Annotated in this window: 14 protein-coding genes; 8 read left to right on the forward strand and 6 right to left on the reverse strand. The window is 64.3% G+C overall.

From position 1 onward, the window contains the following. Nucleotides 1–25: 25 nt before the first annotated feature. Nucleotides 26–3076, forward strand: a complete 3051-nt coding sequence (locus tag TZ53_RS09790; RefSeq protein ID WP_044661136.1) for a glycosyl hydrolase family 28-related protein — start codon at nt 26–28, stop codon at nt 3074–3076. Here TZ53_RS09790 and TZ53_RS09795 read toward each other — a convergent pair. Then, the gene (locus TZ53_RS09795) at nt 3024–3989 is read right to left on the reverse strand and encodes an AraC family transcriptional regulator (RefSeq protein ID WP_044661137.1); all 966 of its coding nucleotides are present in this window, start codon (nt 3987–3989) and stop codon (nt 3024–3026) included. The two genes, TZ53_RS09790 and TZ53_RS09795, sit on opposite strands and share 53 nt — an antisense overlap. A gap of 97 nt (nt 3990–4086) precedes the next feature. On the opposite strand from TZ53_RS09795, the gene TZ53_RS09800 reads away from it, so the two are divergent. Beyond that, nucleotides 4087–4836: an SDR family oxidoreductase gene (locus TZ53_RS09800; protein WP_025549220.1), complete on the forward strand. Its 750-nt coding sequence runs from the start codon at nt 4087–4089 to the stop codon at nt 4834–4836. Here TZ53_RS09800 and TZ53_RS09805 read toward each other — a convergent pair. Further along, nucleotides 4782–5693 carry a DMT family transporter gene (locus TZ53_RS09805; RefSeq protein WP_238320162.1) on the reverse strand — a complete coding sequence of 304 codons (912 nt, stop codon included), beginning with the start codon at nt 5691–5693 and terminating at the stop codon, nt 4782–4784. The genes TZ53_RS09800 and TZ53_RS09805 overlap by 55 nt on opposite strands. A gap of 288 nt (nt 5694–5981) precedes the next feature. After that, nucleotides 5982–6581: a helix-turn-helix transcriptional regulator gene (locus tag TZ53_RS09810; protein WP_025549219.1), complete on the reverse strand. Its 600-nt coding sequence runs from the start codon at nt 6579–6581 to the stop codon at nt 5982–5984. 419 nt (nt 6582–7000) lie between these two features. On the opposite strand from TZ53_RS09810, the gene TZ53_RS09815 reads away from it, so the two are divergent. From TZ53_RS09815 to TZ53_RS09835, 5 genes are all read left to right on the forward strand, one after another. Next, nucleotides 7001–7546 (forward strand): spore coat protein U domain-containing protein, encoded by a 546-nt coding sequence (locus tag TZ53_RS09815; protein ID WP_044661138.1) that lies wholly within the window; start codon nt 7001–7003, stop codon nt 7544–7546. A gap of 87 nt (nt 7547–7633) precedes the next feature. Continuing rightward, entirely contained in the window at nt 7634–8206 is a 573-nt protein-coding gene (locus TZ53_RS09820; RefSeq protein ID WP_025549217.1) for a spore coat protein U domain-containing protein, read from the forward strand. A gap of 97 nt (nt 8207–8303) precedes the next feature. Continuing rightward, nucleotides 8304–9080: a fimbrial biogenesis chaperone gene (locus TZ53_RS25660; RefSeq protein WP_172668312.1), complete on the forward strand. Its 777-nt coding sequence runs from the start codon at nt 8304–8306 to the stop codon at nt 9078–9080. A 29-nt stretch (nt 9081–9109) separates the two neighbouring features. Next, nucleotides 9110–11599, forward strand: a complete 2490-nt coding sequence (locus tag TZ53_RS09830; protein ID WP_128830744.1) for a hypothetical protein — start codon at nt 9110–9112, stop codon at nt 11597–11599. Nucleotides 11600–11601: 2 nt separating this feature from the next. Then, nucleotides 11602–12480, forward strand: coding sequence for a hypothetical protein (locus tag TZ53_RS09835; RefSeq protein WP_037482525.1), 879 nt, complete (start codon nt 11602–11604; stop codon nt 12478–12480). Nucleotides 12481–12507: 27 nt separating this feature from the next. On the opposite strand, the gene TZ53_RS09840 is transcribed toward TZ53_RS09835, so the two are convergent. The 3 genes from TZ53_RS09840 to TZ53_RS09850 form a co-directional block, all read right to left on the reverse strand. Next, nucleotides 12508–12930: a hypothetical protein gene (locus TZ53_RS09840; protein WP_025549211.1), complete on the reverse strand. Its 423-nt coding sequence runs from the start codon at nt 12928–12930 to the stop codon at nt 12508–12510. Between the two features lie 290 nt (nt 12931–13220). Then, nucleotides 13221–14480 (reverse strand): spinster family MFS transporter, encoded by a 1260-nt coding sequence (locus tag TZ53_RS09845; protein ID WP_044661139.1) that lies wholly within the window; start codon nt 14478–14480, stop codon nt 13221–13223. 22 nt (nt 14481–14502) lie between these two features. Further along, nucleotides 14503–16836, reverse strand: coding sequence for a TonB-dependent receptor (locus TZ53_RS09850; protein ID WP_025549209.1), 2334 nt, complete (start codon nt 16834–16836; stop codon nt 14503–14505). Nucleotides 16837–16994: 158 nt separating this feature from the next. Between TZ53_RS09850 and TZ53_RS09855 the strand changes: the two genes are divergently transcribed. Next, the gene (locus TZ53_RS09855; protein ID WP_025549208.1) at nt 16995–17630 is read left to right on the forward strand and encodes a TetR/AcrR family transcriptional regulator; all 636 of its coding nucleotides are present in this window, start codon (nt 16995–16997) and stop codon (nt 17628–17630) included. The last annotated feature ends 24 nt before the right edge of the window (nt 17631–17654 follow it).

Consider the following 17654-nt stretch of genomic DNA (forward strand, 5'->3'; position numbering starts at 1 on the left):
GACTTCTTGTAACTGGAGTATGTCGATGGTTCGTGGATTGAGCGGGGCCTGCGCGTCGGTGCTGCTGTTGCTGGCGGCGGCTGTACCCGCTCACGCTTCTCCATCCGTCTATACCGTTGCGCCCGACGAGCCGCGCGCCGTCACCGTCAAGGGCGCGGGGGACGGCCGGGCGGACGACAGCGCGGCGATCCAGCGCGCCATCGACGCGGCGGCGGAAAAGGGCGGCGGCGGCATCGTCTTCCTGCCGGCCGGCACCTATCGCATCAGCCGGACGATCTTCCTCTGGCCGGGCGTCCGCATCTTCGGCATCGGGGAAAGGCGCCCGGTCATCCTGCTCGGCCGGAACACGCCGGGCTTCCAGCGCGGCGTCGCCCATATGCTGATGTTCACCGGCAGCAAGCGCCAGACCGACCGGGACACGCCGCCCGCCGCCTTCCCCCCGGCGGGCAGCGTGCCGTTCAACAGGACCATCGCGGACGCCAATCCCGGCACCTTCTATTCTGCGCTCGGCAATATCGACTTCCGCATCATGGACGGCAATCCGGCGGCCACCGCGATCCGCTTCCACTCCGCCCAGCACAGCTTCGTCAGCCATGCCGATTTCGACATCGGCTCGGGCCTCGCCGGCCTCTACCATGTGGCGAATGAAGCGGAAGACCTGCATTTCCGGGGCGGGCGCTACGGCATCCTCGCGGAAAAGCCGTCCCCCGCCTGGGGCTTCGCGCTGGTCGACGCGACGTTCGAGGGACAGCGCGACGCCGCCATCCGCGAGCATGAGGCCGGCCTGACGATGGTCAACGTCGCCTTCCGCAACGTGCCGGTCGGGATAGAGATCGACCGGGGCTATGGCGACTGGCTCTGGGGCCAGGACCTCCGGTTCGAGAATGTGGCCAAGGCGGGCGTCGTCATCTCGAACGAGAAGAATGTCTATACCCAGATCGGCTTCCAGAATGTGCTGGCGGCCAACACCCCCACCTTCGCCCGTTTCCGCGAAAGCGGCCGCACCGTCGCTGGCAGGGGGCAGAACTACAGGATCGCCTCCTTCACCCACGGCCTGACGCTGCCGGGCGTCGGCCGCATGGGCGAGTACCGGACGGACATGCAGGCGGAAGCCATGGGCGCGCTGCCGGCCCCGTCCGCTCCCGCCATCCGCCCCTTGCCGCCCGTCCCGGAATGGGTGAACGCCCGCACGCTCGGCGCCAAGGGCGACGACAGGACCGACGACACCGCCGCCATCCAGAAGGCGATCGACAGCCACCGCGTCGTCTATCTGCCCGCCGGCTTCTATCATGTCAGCGACACGCTGCGCCTGCGTCCCGATACGGTGCTGCTGGGCCTGCACCCCAGCCTGACGCAGATCGTGCTGCCCGACGGCGCGCCCGGCTGGGCAGGGGTGGGCGCGCCCAAGGCGCTGGTGGAAAGCGCGAAGGGCGGCGATGCGATCGTCGCGGGCCTCGGCCTCAACACCAACGGCGCCAATCCGCACGCCACGGCGCTGCTGTGGAAGGCCGGCGCCCACTCCATGGTCAACGACGTCAAGTTCCAGGGTGGCCACGGCACCGACCGCTTCGACGGCAGCCGGGTCAATCCCTACAACAACAATGCCACCGGCGATCCCGATTCCGCCCGACGCTGGGCCGGCCAATATGCCAGCCTCTGGGTGACGCAGGGCGGCGGCGGCACCTTCGCCAATATCTGGAGCCCCAGCACCTTCGGCCATCCCGGCATCCTGATCTCCGACACGGAAACGCCCGGCCGCCTCATCCAGGCGTCGGTCGAGCATCATGTCCGCACGGAAATCGGCCTGAACCGCGTCGCCAACTGGGAACTGCTCGCGCCGCAGACGGAGGGTGAAGCGGGAGAGAGCGGCGACGCCGTGGCGCTGGAAATCAGGGACTCGCGCAACATATTGGTCGCCAATTTCCACGGCTATCGCGTCACCCGCACCAGGGAGCCCGCACCCGCCGCCATTACCCTCTATAATTCCCATGACATCCGTTTCCGCAACGTCCATGTGAATGGCGAAAGCGGCCTTGGCACCTGCGACGAAAATGGCTGCGCGACCTTCCTGCGGCTCACCAAATTCCCGTTCGAAAACGCCATTCGCGACGTCACCCATGGGCTGGACGTTCGCGAACGGGAGTTCGCCGTGCTGGACGTCCCCGCCCGGCCGGAGCCGGTGAAGCCCGCCAGCTTCCTGGGCGGCAGGGTGGAGAAACTGGCAGACGGCTTCCATTCGGCGGGCGGCGGCGCGGTGGATGCGCAGGGCCGGCTCTATTTCATCGATCGCCGCTTCCAGCGCATCTGGCGCTGGTCGGACGAAGGCCGGCTGGAGATGGTGCGCGACGCCTCGCTCGATCCGGTCAACCTCAGCATCGACCGTTCCGGCAATCTGCTCGTCCTCTCCTCCTACGGGCGCAACGGCACGGTCTACAGCGTCAGGCCCGGCGCGCCCGACGGCGAGATCAGCGTCATTCCGGCAACGCCCGTCGCGCCCCACGCGGGCAGGGCCACGGTGCTGCCGGTCAACTGGTGGAACAATGGCGAGTTCAGGGACCAGATCGATCCCAGGACCTACGAATTCACGACGCTTGCCCAGATGTTCGCCCGCGACATGGCGGCGCCCAAGGCGCAGGAATATGTCTCGCCCGACGGCAGCATCGCCCTGCCTGCCTTCCGCACCTTCGCGCAGGGTCCGGCCGACCATCGCGGCCTGCGCTTCTCCGATTCGCTCGACAGCTATGGTTTCATCCAGGGGGAGCCGGGCAGGCGCGTCTTCCTCACCAATGGTTCGGAAAACCGCACCTACAGCGGCCTGGTGGGCGCGGGCGGCGCGATCACCGACCTCAGGCCGTTCGCGGATCGCGGTGGGGAGGGGGTCGCGGTGGACCCGCAGGGCCGGGTCTATGTCGCGAACGGGCAGGTCTTCGTCTATGCGCCCGACGGCAGGGAGGTCGGCCGCATCGACGTGCCGGAACGGCCCTTGCAACTGCTCTTCGGCGGGGAAGGCGGCCGAACCCTCTTCATCCTGTCGCACCACGGCCTCTATGCGGTGAAGCCGGGGCGCGGGGGCTAAGCTCCGGACCGCCGCCACCGTGGAGCCGCGCGAAGCTGCCGGGCGGACAGCCCAGCCGCTTGCGGAACGCGGTGCTGAAGGCGCTGGCGGAATCATAGCCGATTTCCTCCGCGATCCGGCCCAGGGACCTGTCGCCCCGCAGCAAGGCGTGTTTGGCGATCGCCATGCGCCAGCGCGCAAGATATTCGATCGGGCCGCAACCCAGCGCCTCACCGAAGCGCGCGGCGAAGGCGGAACGCGACATGCCCGCCACGCTTGCAAGCTGCGCGACGGTCCAGGGCGCGCGCACATCCTCATGCATGGCCCGCAGCGCGCGGGCCAGCGCGGGATCGCGCATCGCGCCCAGCAGGCCCCGATGGTCCGCTTCCCCACCGCCCGGCCGCCAGCGAAGCGCCTCCACCAGCAGCATCTCCAGCAGGCGCCGGGTGATCAGTTCCTTGCCCGGATGGCTGGACAGGCATTCGTCGGCCAGCATCCCGATCAACTGGCCGAAGCGCGTGGCGCGGCCCTGCGCTGCCGGGATATGGATCAGATCGGGAAGCAATGACAGCAGAAGGGGGGCGTTGGCCCGCTCGAACGCGAAGCTGCCGCCCAATGCGATGAAGTCCGGATCGCCTGGCTGATCCCCGTGCCGCACCGCTTCGCCGCGGGGTTCCACCCAGGTGCAGGGAAGACCCGCTTCGCTGCTCAAGGAAAAGGGCGGGGTGGTCGGCATCAGCAGGAAGTCGCCCTGCGCCAGCCGAAGCGGTGCGCCCCCTTCGAAGGCGACCCAGGCTTCCCCCGCAAGGATGATCGTGAAGCCGGGCGCGTCATGCGCGCGATAGCGAACGCCCCACCGCCCGCGCCCCGTGATCGGCTTGGCGATGGCGGCGCTGGGTCCAAGCAAGGCGATGATGTCGCTAAGGGGATCCATGTTATGGACGATCCGTAATCTTATATGGATCATTGATTATAGATCGTCCGAAACGGTCCGTCTATCGGTCATGCATCGACATCGAGCGAGGCAGACGATGAGCAAGACGATCCTGATCACCGGCACTTCTTCGGGCTATGGCAAGGCCACGGCGCTTCATTTCCTCTCGCAGGGATGGAATGTCGTCGCAACCATGCGACGGCCCGACCCGGCCCTGTTCGGCGGCCATTCCGAACGCCTGCGCCTGCTGCCGCTGGACGTCACCAGCGAGGACAGCATAGCCGCGCTGGTCGCGGCCGCCGGCCGGGTCGACATAGTGGTCAACAATGCGGGGATAGGCGGCGTGGGCGCCTTCGAAGCCATGCCGATGAGTCTGGTCCGCCAGCTCTTCGAAACCAACAGCATCGGCACCATGGCGATGTGCCGCGCATTCATACCGCAGATGCGCGAGCGTGGATCGGGCATGATCGTCAACGTGACGTCCACCGTGGCGTTGGGAGCCTTTCCGCTCGCGGCGGCCTATAGCGCGACCAAGCATGCGATCGAGGGATTCACGGCTTCCCTCGCGCATGAACTCGCCTATTTCGGCGTTCAGGTGAAACTGGTCGAGCCGGGCTATGCGCCCACCACCCGCTTCGGCGCGAACGCCATCATCCCCGTGACCGACCTGCTGCCCGGCCGATATGCGGATTTCGCGCAACCGATCCTCGCGGCCTTCGCGTCGCCTGCCCTGACGACCAGAGAGAGCGACGTCGCGCAAGCCGTCTGGACCGCCGTTCATGACGGGACGGGTCAGCTCCGCTTTCCGGCGGGCGCCGACGCGGTGGCGCTGGCGGAGGGACGCTGATCCTGTTCCGGCGAACCCACGCCCCAGCTCAGCAACACCCCGCCCAAGATCATGGCCATGCCGGCAAGATGGTATCCGAACAGCGGTTCCCCAAGGATCAGGGCAGCCAGCACGGCCCCGAACAGCGGCAGCAGGCTGATCGTCTGTCCGGCGGCGCTGGCGCCCACATGGCTGACCGCGGCGTTGAACGACATATAGGCGATGATCGAGGGAAAGATCGCGACATAGGCGATGGCGGCCATCACGCTTCCGTTCCAGTGCATCCGCGCGATCGCCTGCGTCTCGCTCAACGCGCCCATGCCCATCGCCAGCGCGCCGATGGCGAAGGTCACGAACAGAAAGACCAGCGGGGCGATGGGCGGGCGCAGGCGCAGGCAGGCGGTATAGACCGCCCATGCGCCACAGCCGCATAGCACCAGCAGGTCTCCGATGCCCAGGCGCAGCCGCAGGATTTCGGACAGATCGCCCCTGAACACGATGAATGTCACGCCCAGCGTCGACAGCGCAATGCCCGCGACCCGGCGGAGGGGCGCTCTGTCGCCAAAGGCGATGCGGCTCACGATGACGACGAATGTCGGGATCAATCCCTGCAACAACAGGCTGTTGGCCGCCGTCGTGTGGCGAAGGCCCGAATAGAGGAAGCCGTTGAACGCAGCGACGCCGGCCAGCCCCAGGAACAGGATCGTGCGCCAATGGCGGCGGATCAGCGCGCGCTGGGCCATGACGGGACGCCACGCAAAGGGGGCCAGGATCAGCAGCGCCAGCATCCAGCGGCCGAAGGCCAGCGTCAGCGGCGGAATTTCGCCCCGTACCGCGCGGCCGACTATCGCATTGCCCGCCCAGAACGCCATGGTCATGCCCAACATGGCATAGGCCCGCACCTGCAAGTTCAAATCCTGCCGCCCTTTCCTTTGGAGCACGCCGCGTCAAATCGGACGCAGGTCGCGCGCTCCAGTTTTCCGTTGTCGCATCCTTTCAGGCCGAAAACCGGTTCCCACCCTTCGACAGGTTCAGGACAGGCTTTTCTGCACGACGCACGCCAACTTCGGTCAGCCGTTCCTTAGGCGGGCAGGGGCCGAGAGGCCAGCCTGCTTTCGCTCCTGTTTTTCGCGGCCGTCTGCTTCGGCTGGCGGCGGGGCAGCGGGCTATGCCAATATCTTGAACGGCTGCAACTGGGCGAACAATGCCTCGCGGCTCCTCACGCCGGTCTTGGAATAGATGCGGCGGATATGGGTTCTGACCGTTTCCAGGGATATTTCGAGATTTCCCGAAATCTGTTCGGCGTTCATCCCGCTCATCATGGCGCTCAATATCTTATACTCGCCATTGGTGAGCCGATAAATGTCCTTGACGTCGCCCGACACGATCGACTGGTCGATGAAATGTTTGGCGGAAAAGAACATGATGCCGATCTGCTCGCCCTGTTCTCCCCGCCCGCTTGCCCCGATCGGCCTTCCGCGAAGGATGAGATAATCGTCCGCAACGGGTAGAATGACCATGGAGGAAGATGCGTCGGACCCGGCATGGGCGGCGAACAGCTTGAGCCGTGCGTGGTTTTCCGGTTGCAGGGCGAAGAGGCGGCCGTCCTGTTCCTGCAATTCGGACGAATGCTGCAGCAGGGCTGTGGCGGCCCGATTCTGCCAATGCAGCCGCAAGGAGCGATCGATTATCGCGTGCGGAATGGGATCGGCGTCGACCCAGCTCGCAAAAATCGATTCCCCATCCGCGATGGAGCCTTCAGCCACACATACCCCCCGGCAGCAGCCTCTCAATCTTGATCTATATCGGTCGAATCGACAGCTATTACGTCGGATATAGAGAAATTGAATAAATTGTCCTTAACAAATTAACAGCCCTTTGTCCCGATCTCGTACATGATCGAGGCGATCTGGGTCGATCTGGCGGAAACTATGCCTTTCATCCGCCTGAATCCGCGACTTTGATGATCGAAGGGCAAGATGCGCTTGTTGCCTGTTAACCATTAAAGCGGCGTCATACCCAATATTGAGTATTAACTTTCGTTAGATATATATTAATACTTTCGACCAGCTCCAGGGGTGGGGAAAGAGAGTCGCGCGTCCTCCCTGAAGTTACGGTCCGGAGCAAACCCATTGGAGACGGGGGCGGTTCTGGCCGATTTTCGTAACAGATGGGGAAGTATTCCATGAAGAAGATGATCCTTGCCTCCGCGGCAGCAATGCTTGTCGCGAGTCCGGCCCTTGCGGCCAACTCGGCCACCGACCAGTTCCAGATCAATGCGCAGATCCCCGAAACCTGCACGATGCAGAACGTCAATGACGTGAACCTCGGCGCGCTGAACATTTCCACGACGGCCGGCAATGGCGCCCTGCTGCTCAGCAGCGATGCGACGCAGAACACCAACCAGTTCTGGGTGAGCTGCAACAAGCAGAACCAGATGACCCTGTCCGGTCCCGCGACGCTCCAGGGTTCGCGCGCCTTCCAGGCGGGCGTCGACGACGCCGGCTTCACCGACAAGCTGAACTACCGTGTCGAGGCTCTGAACTATTTCACGAGCGGTGCGCAGCCCAGCTTCTCCAGCGCGCAGGGTGCCCAGAACCAGACCAGCCGTGGTCCCGTTCACCGCCAGGTGCGGCTGGCTGCGAAGGTGCTGTCGTCCGAAAACACGCTGCGCCCGCTGGCCGGCAATTATACTGGCACCGTTACCGTCACCGTCCAGACTGCGCTCTGAGGCATGGCTTGGATCGGGATTCGCAGACGTTCCTGATCCCGTCGCCGCTCTGACGCGCAATCCATTTCAAGATTCAAGGAAATCCTTATGAAGAAGCTCCTTATGGCCGCCACGGCCGCAGCAGTCCTGATGGCCGGCACGCCCGCTTTCGCTGCCAACACCGACAGCGACACCTTCGACATCAACGCATCGGTCGCCAAGACCTGCACGATGGAGAATATCGGTGACATTCAGCTTGGCACCGTCAACGTCAACACCAACGCCGGCAGCACCGCGCTTTTCATCAACGACGTCGCCAGTAGCTCGACGAACTCCTTCTACGTGTCGTGCAACGACACGAACAGCATGACCATCTCGTCGGCCAATGCCGGTCGTCTGACCACCAGCACCCCGCTGACCGGCGCGGATGCGGGCTTCAAGAACACGATCAACTACTCGCTCGCCGCCGACAATTACCGTAATGGCGGCCTGCTGCAGCAGCCCGGTTTCCGCCGTTCGGCGCTGTTCGGCCTGGTCCAGCTCAACAACGGCGCCTCGCGCGGCGCGCTGCATCGCCAGGTCAAGTTCGACGCATTGGTCGATCCTCTGAACAACCTGGATGCTCGCCCCGTGGCTGGCACCTACACCGATACCGTGACGGTCACCGTCACCGCGAGCTGATCGCAGCATATCACGGGAATTGGGGGAGTCGTTCATGGCTTCCCCGATTTCCGCCGTTCATGATCGAGGGGGGAAGAGGACGATGTTCCTCAAATGGGTGAAATTCGTTCTGCCGCTGCTTCTGCTGACGGGCATGGCGACCGGCGCTCAGGCTGCGCGGGTCACGCCGATGTCGGTGGATCTGGAGCCGCAAGGTACGCGGTCCACGGCGCGGATCGAGGTCGCCAATAATGAAGACCGCCAGTTGCCGATGGAAGTGCGCATGTATCGCGGCGTCATCGGGGAACGCGGCGAACTGACGCTGGAGCCCGCCGACGACCGGTTCATGGTCTTCCCGCCCCAGACGCTGATCGCGCCCAACGGCAAGCAGGTCTTCCGCATCCAATATCTGCCGGACGGCCCGCTGACGCAGTCGGAGGTCTATTATGCCGCCGTCAGCCAGATCCCGGTCCAGCTTCCCGCCGAACAGTCGCGCATCCAGGTCGTGATGCGCTTCAACGTGCTCGTCAACGTCGTGCCCGACGGGACGACGCCCGATCCGGTGGTCGCCCAGATCGCACCGATTTCCCGGGAGGTCGAACTTGGTCCGGACGAAAAGGCGCCGGAGGACAAGGATGTTCGCAAGACCAGGACCGAAAACGGTCTGGAAGTGCGCATCGAGAACAAGGGCAATCGCTATTTCCCGGCCGGCCGGTCCGGTTGGACCATCAGCGGCGTCGATGGCGCGGGGAAGCCCTATAGCGCGGAATACAACGCCGCTCAGATGAGCGAAATGATCGGAATGGGAATCGTCGCCCCGGGTCGCGCCCGCGTCTTCTTCATCCCGACTCCGGAAAAGATGGCGGCTGGGGCGACGGTGACGCTGAAGCGCTGATCCATTGAACATGCCCGAGGGGGGGCAGGGTGAAACATCTACTCTTCAGCGTCGCCACAGGCGCATTGGTCGCATCGTCGACTATCGCGCTGGCGCAGGCGGCCGGGCAGCCAAGCGCAGGCGCGCAGCCCCCGGCTGCACCCGCACCGCCGGGTTCCGCGCCGCGCCCTGCGGACAAGGGCCTTCAGATGACCCTGCCCCTTTTGCGGCAGGGCAATGTCTATGGTGACGTCTCTGCGACGGTCTATATGGACGGCACAGTTCTTTTCGACCGCCAGTCCCTGATCGAGCATATCGCACCCCTGCTGTCGGAAAGCGGACGGATCAAATTCGCCGCCGTCTTGCCCGGCACGCCTTCCGTGTCGGTCGCGGACGCGGAAAGAGCGGGCGTCACCCTCATCTACGATTCGTCCGAATTGCAGGTGCGCGTGGATCGCATCGACGGGACCATGGTCGCTGCCCAGGCCTTGGGGGAGGCCGTGCGTTTCTCGCTCCCCGCGACGACGCTGGAGCCGGAGACGTTCAGCGCCTATCTGAACATGATCGGGGACATGCGGGTTACGGATTTCCGCGACTTCGAAAAGCCCGCGATGATCCTGCAGGGCGCCATGCGCTATCGCGGCGTCGTTCTGGAGTTCGACGGCGGTTACGACCAGGCGCTGACGGGCGGAGGCGGCTTCTACCGGCGTCAGGCGCGGCTGGTCTATGACGAATATCAGAAGCAGCGGCGCTGGACGGCGGGCGACCTTCAGCTCAACGGCCTGTCGATCACTTCCGGCACGCTGCTGGGCGGCATCGCTGTCGAAAAGGGCAGGCGGACCTTCACTGGCAGCACGCCGCTCGTCCAGCTTGGCGGGCAACAGGTTCTGCTGGACCGCGATTCGACCGTCGATGTGATCGTCGACGGCCAGCAGGTGGAGCGGTTCCAGCTCAATTCGGGCACTTACGACCTCTCCCGGCTCCAGGCCCAATATGGCGGCCGCAATGCCCAGCTGTATGTCACCGATGTCAGCGGGCGGCGGCAGATCACATCCTTCGACTCCTATTTCAACCCGTCCGATCTGGTGGCGGGCGAAACCGAATATGGCGCCGCACTCGGCTTCGTGCCGACCGACTTCCGCGCTCAGCCGATCTATGGTCATTCTCCCGCGCTGTCGGCCTATTATCGCCGGGGCATCAGCAACCGGCTGCTGCTCGGCGGCGCGGTGCAGGCGGGGGATGATGTGCAATTGGGCGCAATCGAGATAATTTCCACGCCGCGCACCATCCCTGGCCGCTTCGAATTCTCCAGCGCCATCAGCACGGGGCGGGGCACCGGCTATTCGCTGCGCGGCGCCTATTCGCTGCAATTCGGCTATGGCATCCAGGGCAAGCAATTGTCCGTCAGCGCCGATTATCGCAGCAGGAATTTCTCGACCCTGTCCGACGCCATCGGTTTCGGGCGCTTCCGAACCTTCACGCTGACCGCCAATTACGGCCAGCAACTCAGCGAGCGCACCAGCCTGGTCGTCGGCGGCAACTGGTTCGAGCGGGAGGGGTTGAGGGGAACCAAGCTCGCCTTCGTCGATGTCATGCACCGGGCGTCTCGCTTCCGGCTGACCGGTGGCGTGGAATATGGCAAGGACGTGTTCGGACGCAGTTTCGGCGCGCGCATCGCGCTGGTCGTGCCCTTCGGCCAGAAGACGCGGGCGGAGGCAGGTTATAACAGCCGCCGGGACGATGCGCGTCTCACCCTGACGCGCAGCTATGACGATACGGTCGGGTCCTTCGGGTACGACATCGCGGCGCGCAATTCGGACGGCATGGCTTCGGTCGACGGGTCGGCGACCTATATCGGCAACCGCTTCTATTCGCGCTTCACTACCATCTCTTCGGGCAATGGTTTCTCGCGCATCGACGACCGGCAGGACAGCCGCCTTCAGATCGGTACCTCGATCGCCATGGCGGGGAACAGCATCGCCGTCGGGCGGCCGGTTTCCGACAGCTTCCTTGTCGCGAAGGCGCATGAGGCGCTCAAGGACAAGCAGGTCGTGGTGGGACAGTCGGTGGACGACGGCAAGGTGGAGGCGCAAAGCGGCACCTGGGGTCCGGCCATGGACGGGCGGCTCAACAGCTATAACCGTCAGAGCATTCAATATGACCTGAAGAACGGGACGGAGGGCTATGACATCGGCACGGGCGTGCACACCGTCAATCCGCCCTATAAGAGCGGTTACAAGCTTGTCGTCGGCAGCGACGCCAACATCAGCGCGTACGGCTTCCTCTATTATCAGGGGGAGAAGGTCAGCCTGCTGGGCGGCACCATTTCGGCGGTGGACGATCCGGACTTCGAGCCGCAACCCTTCTTCACCAATTCGGCCGGCCGTTTCGCCACGCAGGGCCTTCGTCCCGGCAAGAGCTATCGCGTGGAACTGCGCAATCCGGACATGATGTTCACGATTCATGTCCCCGCCGACACGAAATCCTTGCTACAACTGGGCGATGTGACGGCCCGCCCCGCCACCGGGACACAGGAGTGAATATGATGCGCCGATTTTGCCGCTGCCTGGGTTTCGCATCGCTCGTCATGCCGGCCCATGCCTGGGCGGAATGCCAGCCCTCCTTCATCGAGGGGCCTCGCGAGGTCCGCCTTGCCGCCGGCGACGGCATGGACCAGCGGCAGTTGACCGAACCTTTCCGCATCATGATACGCAATGACGGCGACAGTGAATGCCGCCTGCGGCTTCGGGTGACGCGGGATCTGGGCGCATCCGACGCCTCTTTCCCCAACTACACACTGAACGGCCCGGGCGGAAACATCGCCGTGACCTCCGCCTCGCCTGCGGATGTATCCAGCGGTGGCGGCGTCGTCATTCTGCAGCCGCATGCGCGCAGCCCGGTCGGCTATACCGTCAACGTGCCGGTGAACTGGGGCATGCGAAGCGGCGATTATCGCCAGCAGCTGATCTTTGCCCTGTCGGAAGACATCGGCAACACGCCGCTGGATACGGCGCAGGTTCGGTTGAAGCTGGAAATTCCGGCGACGGCGCGCATTCGCTTCGCCGGCGTCGGCGGGGAAGGGGGAGCGGCCCGGATCGACCTGGGCGAACTGTCCACCACCATGCCTACGGTGTCGCAGCCCTTTGCGGTGCGGGTGCTCAGCACATCCGGCTATCAGCTACGTTTCGCATCGCAATATGGCGGAATGCTTCGGCGGACCGATGGGCCGGACGTCATTCCCTACCGGCTGTTCGTGGATGGCCGCGCCTTCAACATGGCGACCGGCGATCAGATCAATGTCGGTGAGCATACCGGGTCGCAGGGCGACGTGCATGCGGTTTCCATCACCGTCGATCCGGACCCGACCTGGCATGCCGGCAAATATACCGACCGGGTGACCGTCGCCGTTACGCCGATCTGATTGCGGGGTTGCCCGGTCCCGGCCGGATCAGAAATAAGTGATGGTGAGATTGATCGCCAACGGCGATTGAAGCGCACTATATTGCACGCCGATCGGGCGCATGCCGAATTTGGCGCCGACACGGTTGGCAACCGGCGTCCAGCCCGATGCATTGAGCTGACGCGAAAGCCCGGCATAGCTGAACCGCACCTGCTCGTTCGGCGCCAGTTCGCGATAGGAAGCGACAACCTGAAAGCCGTCCGCACTGTTGCAAAGCTCCATCACGCTTCCCGACTGAAAGCCCGCACCCTCGCTTAGCTGAACGGGATCGCTGTCGATCTCGCAATAGGCCGGAACCACGGCCCTGACAGCGAAGGATCCCTTCGCGGTCTCGGCCGCGGTGGCGGGGTTGGCCAGCAGCAATGCCGACGAAAAGATGGTGGACGCAGCGCATAGTCGAACGAATGTCATATCCGGCCCTTTCGGTTGCCGTTCGTCTAACATCCGCGAATTAAGGAATGCTTGATGCATTATCCTTAACGAACCGTCTCCGACGGGCCGAAATATGGCCGAAATCGGCTGAACGAAGAGGGGAAGGGTTTGGAGACGTTCCCGCTCTCGCGTTCAGCCGAGCGAAAAGCGGGGAAGTATCCGGATTTCGCCAACGCAGTGTATCACTTCGGTTCCGGCAGTTCATCAGTCAAAAATGTAAACCATCCGTTACGGACTTTCGACCTTTTGGGTGATGCCCGATGGAGGGGCTATGCGCTGATCCAGTCCCTGCGCAGCGCCTTGCCCGCGAGCGCCATGAACAGTCCGGCCAGCAGGTAAAAGCCCAGCGCCGCGACGATCGCATAGCGCAGGGCTTCGTGGCCGAATTGCGGCGTCAGCGCATCCGACAGCGCGCCGACGCTCCAGCTGCCAAGGCCCAGGCCCACCAGATTGTTGATCAGCAGGAAGGTTGCCGATGCGCTCGCACGCATATGGGCGGGCACCAGATGCTGGACGGCGGTCAGCACCGGGCCCAGCCAGACATAGACCAGCGCCTGCGGGATTAGGAACAGGCAGAAGGCGAAGGCCACGCTGTCCGACAGCACGCCGATGACGAACAGCGGCATGCCGACGATATAGCTGGCGGCGGGAACCCAGGCATAGGCGGCCCTGTCGCGTCCGCCGAGCCGATCCCCCAGCCAGCCGCCCAGCAATACGCCCGCCACGCCGCCGGCCAGCAGCAGTGCGCCGAGAAACTGTCCCGCACCCATCAGATCGAGGCCGAAGCTGCGCATCAAAAGGCTGGGGAGCCAGAAGGCGACGCCATAGCCGCAAAGCGACGAGCAGGCCGCGCCCAGGGCAAGCAGCCAGAAGCTGCGCTTGGCCGCCAATATGCCGAAGACGGCGGAAACCGGTATAGCATCGGCCTGCATGTCGGGGCGAGCCGGCTCCCGGACGGTGAGGCGGAAGATGGGCGCGATGATCAGGCCGGCCAGGCCGACGACAATGAAGGCCGTGCGCCATTCGACCGTCTGCGCGATATAGCCGCCCAGCAGCACGCCGCCCGCCGAGCCGAGCGGAATGCCGAGCGAGTAGATGGAAAGGGCGCGGGCGCGCTGGCCTTGCGGGAAATAGTCGGAGACGACGGCATAGGATGGCGCGACGCCGCCTGCTTCCCCCACGCCGACCCCGATGCGGAACAGGAACATCTGCGCGAAACTGCCCGCCATGCCGCACAGCGCGGTGAAGCCGCTCCAGACCGCAAGGCTGGCGGTGATGACCCATGTGCGGCTGGTGCGGTCCGCCAGCAGCGCCAGCGGGATCGCCAGCGTCGAATAGAGCAGGGCGAAGGCGATGCCGCCCAGCGCGCCGAGCTGCGCGTCGCTAAGGCCCAGTTCCGCCTTGATCGGCCCGGCGAGGATACCAAGGATCTGCCGGTCGAGGAAGTTGAAGGTATAGACCAGCAGCAGCATGGCGAGGACGATCGCGCGATAGCCTTTGCCTGCCGTTTCCTGCGCGCGTCCGGTCATGCTGCCGCTGGTCCCTTGCAAATTAGAAGCGGAAGCCCGCCGTGATCGTCCAGGTGCGCGGGTCGCCATAATAGACAGTCTGGATGTTGCCCACGCTGGAAAATTCCTGCCCGTCGGTCTTGTACAATTCCTTGAAGGCATTCTTCACCGCGCCGCGCAGATAATATTTGCCCTCCGCGAAATCGGCCTGAACATAGGCGTTGGCGATGGTATAGCCGTCTTCCTGAAGGCCGGGGCGGTTGTCCACCGACAGCCACTGCTTGTCCACGAAGCGCATGTCCCCGCCCAAGGTCAGCGACGCGCTGCCCAAGGGAATGCTGTAGTCCGCCGCCAGCCGCACCGTCATGGGCGGCGCGAAGGGGGGCTTGCAGGTGATGGCGTTGCCGGTCGGATTGCAGGAGAAGGCGGGCGCGCGGCGGCCGTCGTTGAACTCCTTGTAATCGGCGTTGAGATAGCCGACAGAAGCCGCGACGTTCAGGTTGCGCATGGGTTTTACCGAAGCCTCGAACTCGACGCCCCAGATGCGCAGCTTGCCTGCGTTCACGACGGGGAAGGAGCCGCCCGCGATGCCGGTGGTGCCGCCGCCGACACGGGCCTGGAAGTCCTTGTAGTCGGAGTAGAAGGCGGCCGCGGACAGATTGACCCGCCCGCCCAGGAAGCTGCCCTTGGCGCCCGTCTCATAGCTCCAGACCGTCTCCGGCTTGAAATAGGGGATGATGGTGGTGACGCCGTCCACCACCTGCGTCACGTCGCCCAGCCCGTTGACGCGGCCGTTGAAGCCGCCCGACTTGAAGCCCTTGGAAACGGTCGCGTAGAGCAGCGTCTCGCGCGTCGGCTTGTAGGATAGGGTCGCCATCGGCGTCCACGCGTCGAAATCGACATGGTCTAGGTCATTATAGGGCGCCGGCAGGCTGCCGGGGAAGAGGAAGGGCGCTGTCTGCGCGCCGGCGAGCACCGTATAGGTGGACCGGTTATACTCCTTGCGTTCCTTCGTGTAGCGCAGGCCTGCCGTGATCGAGAGCTTCCGGGTCAGATCATAGGTCATCTGGCCGAAGGCGGCGTAGCTCTTCACATTCTGGTGATCGTCGATGAAGCGGGTGAAGGTCAGCGGCAGGATAAGGCCGGGAGCGGCCTGAAGCTGAAGATAATTGTCGTCATAGCTTTCCTGATGGGACCGGATCGTCTCATTCAGATAATAGAGCCCGAACACGCCCGACAACGGGCCGCTGTCATATTTGAGCTGCAGTTCCTGGCTGAACTGCTTCTGATGCACGCCGACGAAGGCGTCCGCCACTTCCAGTTCGGTGGCGTCGAAATCGATGTAATAATCCGGGCGCAGCTTGCGATAGCCGGTGATGGAGGTCAGCGTCACCGCGTCGTTCAGTTCGACATTGGCGGTGAAGGACAGGCCCCAATGGTCGAGCCGCTGGCCCTGGCCCGGCGCCAGGCTGGTCGACGCCTTGTAATCATATTTGCCATAGGGATAGGCGGGCTTCACCACCGGCACCCCGATCACCTGGAAGGCGGAATTGTAGAGCACGTTGGTGAGCGGCGCGGTGGCATAGCCCAGTGTCGGCGCCGTCCGCTGGCGGGTATAGTCGCCCGACAGGATCAGTTCCACCCGGTCGCTGGGTGTGGCGCGCAAAATGGCGCGGCCGGCCTTGGTGTCGCGATCATTATATTTGCGGCCGGTCAGAGGATCGGTGACAGTGCCGGCGCGCTTGTCATAGACGCCCGCGATGCTGAGGGCGAGCTTGTCCTGCACCAGCGGCGCGGAGACATAGCCGTTCGCCAGCCAGGTGTCGTAACTGCCATAGGTCAGGCTGCCCATTGCCTTGAAGTCGGTGGTGCTGGGCTTGCGGCTGACGATGTTGACCGCGCCGCCAATGGTGTTCTTGCCATAGAGCGTGCCCTGCGGGCCGCGCAGCACCTCCACCCGCTCGACGTCGAACAGGTTCACCAGCGCGCCCTGGATGCGGCTGAAATAGACGCCGTCGACATAGGTGCCGACTGCCGGATCGAAGGTCTGGAGCGCGTCGGGCTGGCCGATGCCGCGGATGAAGAAGTTGGAATTGGAGGTGGAGCCGCGTCCCTGCACCAGATTGACGTTCGGCACCGCCCCCTGAATGCCCGACATGTCGTTCGCCTGGAGCCGGGCGATGCTTTCCGACGAGATGGCGGTGACGGACACCGGCACGTCGAGGATATTCTCCTCCCGCCGGCGAGCGGTGACGATGATCTCGCTGCCGCTGTCGAATGCGGGCGTTTCATTTTGCGCGATGGCTGGAAGCGAAACGGCGCCGCCCCATGCTGCGGAGGCGAGCGCGGCGATACGCAGGGAATGGCGAGCCTTCATGGACGGTTCCTCTCCTGAAATACGCCCGGAAATCCGGGTCGCGGGACTGTTCCTGCGATTCGATAATGAAAGTTGAACCAACTTTCAACTTGAAATAAGGACGCATGACGGGAACAGGCCGGATGCGGCAAAAAGATCACGGATGGGGAGGATGACGGATGACGGATTTGCTGGGCGAAAAGGACAAGACGCCGCGCACCGCCCGCGGGGAAAGAACCCGCCGGGCGCTGTTGTCGGCGGCGGCCGAGGAGTTCGGGGAAAAGGGCTTCCACGAAGGGTCGATCAGCGGCATCACCCGGCGGGCAGGCTGCGCGCTGGGCAGCTTCTACACTTATTTCGACAGCAAGGACGACATCTTCCGCGCGCTGGTCGCGGATATGTCCGGACAGGTGCGGGACTATGTCGGGCCGCGCATCGCGCAGGCCCGCGACGGGATCGATGCCGAACGGCTGGGGCTGCTGAGCTTTCTGGAGTTCGCGCGGAGCCACAAGGAAATCTACCGCATCATCGATGAGGCGGAGTTCGTCGACCAGGCGGCCTATCGCACCCATTATGAGAGCACGGCGTCTCGGATATTGGTCCGGTTGCGCGAGGCGGCGGCGCGCGGGGAAGTCTCCGGCGAGCCGGATGAAATCCATGCCTGGGCGATCATGGGCATGAACGTGTTCCTGGGCCTGCGCTTTGGCGTTTGGGACGACAGCCGCCCCGTTCAGGAGGTGGCCGCGATCGCCAACGCGCTGATCGAGCGCGGAATCGGAAGCGGCGGCAGGGATGGAAATCCTGACAACGCCTGACGGCCAATCTCCATGAGTCCTGGA

Origin of the sequence: Sphingobium sp. YBL2 (genome assembly GCF_000943805.1) — a bacterium.
Lineage (GTDB): Bacteria > Pseudomonadota > Alphaproteobacteria > Sphingomonadales > Sphingomonadaceae > Sphingobium > Sphingobium fuliginis.

Coding starts and splice junctions, on each gene's coding strand:
- TZ53_RS09790 (WP_044661136.1), top strand. CDS start 26: ATGGTTCGTGGATTGAGCGGGGCCTGCGCGTCGGTGCTGCTGTTGCTG.
- TZ53_RS09795 (WP_044661137.1), bottom strand. CDS start 3,989: ATGGATCCCCTTAGCGACATCATCGCCTTGCTTGGACCCAGCGCCGCC.
- TZ53_RS09800 (WP_025549220.1), top strand. CDS start 4,087: ATGAGCAAGACGATCCTGATCACCGGCACTTCTTCGGGCTATGGCAAG.
- TZ53_RS09805 (WP_238320162.1), bottom strand. CDS start 5,693: ATGACCATGGCGTTCTGGGCGGGCAATGCGATAGTCGGCCGCGCGGTA.
- TZ53_RS09815 (WP_044661138.1), top strand. CDS start 7,001: ATGAAGAAGATGATCCTTGCCTCCGCGGCAGCAATGCTTGTCGCGAGT.
- TZ53_RS09820 (WP_025549217.1), top strand. CDS start 7,634: ATGAAGAAGCTCCTTATGGCCGCCACGGCCGCAGCAGTCCTGATGGCC.
- TZ53_RS09835 (WP_037482525.1), top strand. CDS start 11,602: ATGATGCGCCGATTTTGCCGCTGCCTGGGTTTCGCATCGCTCGTCATG.
- TZ53_RS09840 (WP_025549211.1), bottom strand. CDS start 12,930: ATGACATTCGTTCGACTATGCGCTGCGTCCACCATCTTTTCGTCGGCA.
- TZ53_RS09845 (WP_044661139.1), bottom strand. CDS start 14,480: ATGACCGGACGCGCGCAGGAAACGGCAGGCAAAGGCTATCGCGCGATC.
- TZ53_RS09850 (WP_025549209.1), bottom strand. CDS start 16,836: ATGAAGGCTCGCCATTCCCTGCGTATCGCCGCGCTCGCCTCCGCAGCA.
- TZ53_RS09855 (WP_025549208.1), top strand. CDS start 16,995: ATGACGGATTTGCTGGGCGAAAAGGACAAGACGCCGCGCACCGCCCGC.